Source organism: Saccharomonospora iraqiensis subsp. paurometabolica YIM 90007, assembly GCF_000231035.2.
Taxonomy (GTDB): Bacteria; Actinomycetota; Actinomycetes; order Mycobacteriales; family Pseudonocardiaceae; genus Saccharomonospora; species Saccharomonospora paurometabolica.
The window spans coordinates 40,775-42,978 of record NZ_KI912245.1; the positions used below are offsets into that span (position 1 = coordinate 40,775).

General features: G+C 72.9%; 2 protein-coding genes. Both read left to right on the forward strand.

Features of this window, described 5'->3' with window-relative positions:
- Nucleotides 1–97 precede the first annotated feature (97 nt).
- Nucleotides 98–1,870, forward strand: a complete 1,773-nt coding sequence (locus SACPADRAFT_RS0214140) for an LpqB family beta-propeller domain-containing protein (RefSeq protein ID WP_007027356.1) — start codon at nt 98–100, stop codon at nt 1,868–1,870.
- 48 nt (nt 1,871–1,918) lie between these two features.
- Nucleotides 1,919–2,204: ComF family protein (locus tag SACPADRAFT_RS32910; RefSeq protein ID WP_007027357.1), on the forward strand; the 286-nt coding region annotated here is incomplete at its 3' end.

Genomic DNA, 2,204 nt, shown 5'->3' on the forward strand with positions numbered 1-2,204 from the left:
CGGGCCGTGAGGGTGCGGCCGGTGGTGCGGACGAGCGGCCGGGGCCCACACCGGTGGGCCGCGCGGCGGGGTACGAGGACGGGCACGAGGAGGTGCGGTGAGCGGCGTGAGGCCGAGGTCGTCCGGGTGGCACGCCCGCATCGCGGGTGCGGTACTGGCCCTCGTGCTGGTCGTGAGCGGCTGCGCGGCCATCCCCACCACGTCGCAGCCGAATCCCGTTCCGCAGGAGGGCGGGGGACAGGCCACCCAGGAGGTCCCGGAACCGGAACAGGGACTGGATCCGTTGTCGGTGGTCCGGCAGTTCGTCCGGGCGAGCGCACGGCCCGCCAACGACCACGCGGCCGCACGGGCCTACCTCAGCGAGGCCGCGCGCGAGCGGTGGCAGCCGGACGACAGCCTGACCGTGATCCGCAACGAGTTCGGCACCGTGTATCTGGGTGAGGAGGAGGCGCCGGACCCGGAGAACCGTCGGGTCGTGTCCCTCCGCGCCTCCGAACTCGGGCGACTGACCTCGGACAACGCGTTCGTCTCCGTCAGCGGCGACTTCGAGGAACCGGTGCGGGTCGGCAGGCAGCCGAACGGGGAGTGGCGCATCATCGATGCGCCCGGAACCGTGCTGATCACGGAGAGCGACTTCTCCGAGTCGTACTTCGAGGTGCCGGTCTACTTCTTCTCGCCGGACTCGTCGGTGCCGGTGCCGGACCCCCGCTACGTGGTCGCGCGGCCCCGTTCGGGGTTGTCCGCGCGGGTCGTCGACCTGGTGCTCGGCGGCCCCTCGAACGGGCTCGCCGGTGCGGTCGTGAACCCGCTCGGGGAATCGGCGGAACTCGACAGCAACGTGGACACGGCACCCGACGGGGCGCTGGTGGTCCCGCTGACGGGGATCACCGAGGAGAGCGAGAAGGTCCGGGAACGGATGGCCGTCCAGGTGGTGCGGTCGTTGCAGCACGTGACCACGAGCCGGATCCGGTTGCTCTCGGACGGGGTGGCGCTGGTTCCGGGCACACTCGACTGGCGGCCGGGGGACCTGCCCGCGTACGAGTCGATCACCTCGCCGAGTTCGGAGCTTCCCGGCCTCATGACGACGGAGTCAGGCCGGATCCGCTCCCTGGACACGGGTGCGCCCGTCCAGGGGCCGCTCGGCCGTGGTGCCTACGACGTCGAGAGCGCCGCGCAGTCGATCAACGGCCAGCAGCTCGCCGTGGTGGAGGACCTCGGCGACGGTGGCCGCCGTCTGCGGGTGGGCGACTACGGTTCGGCGGGGCAGGTCGTGGACCTGTCCGCCGAGCGGTTGACCCGACCGACCTGGCGACCGCCGTCGTCGAACGAGTCCAAGTCGAGCGAGCTGTGGACCGTCCGGGACGGGAAGTCGATCGTGCGTGTCCAGCGGGACCCGGACGGCGCGTGGGCGCCGCAACCGGTCACCGTCAGCGAACTCCCGGACGAGGGAGCCATCACCGCGCTGCGGTTGTCCCGGGACGGAACACGGGCCGCGCTCGTGGTGAACGGCACCCTCTGGGTCGCCTCTGTGGTGCGCACGAGCTCGGAGGTCTCGCTCCGGTCGCCGCGCGCGCTGAAGAGCGACATCCTCACCTCGGCGGTCGACGTCGACTGGAGCTCGCAGGACACCCTGGTCGTGGCGACCTCGTCCGAGTGGCGGCCGGTCGTGCGGGTCTCGGTCGACGGCTTCGAGCACGACACGTTCAACAGCTCGAACCTCGGGCCACCGACCGAGGCCGTCACCGCCGCGCCGGGCCGACAGATCGTGGTGGCCGACACGCACGGGTTGTGGACGGCCGGGGAGGTCGGCGCGGTGTGGGTGCCGCACCCGCACAGCAGGCCGGGTGCCGAGCCGTTCTACCCGGGCTGAGGTGTCGGATCCGCGGGGACTGTCGGTGGTCGGCGGCAGTCTGGAGCGGTGACGACCCGTGTGTTTCGGACGGCCCGCGCCCTCGGAAGGGCGGGCCTCGACCTGCTGGTGTCCACGTCGTGTGCGGGCTGTGGCGCGCCCGGGTCCGCGTGCTGTGCGGACTGCGCGGCGGTACTGGACCGGCCGGAGGGGCCCGCCCGCCACGCGCCCGGTGCGCACGTGCTCGCCCCGTACGCCGGGGTGGCCCGTGAGCTCGTGCTCGCCTACAAGGAGCGCGGCAGACGGGACCTGGTGCGACCGCTGGGCCGGAGTCTGGCCCGGGGGCTGCACGCGC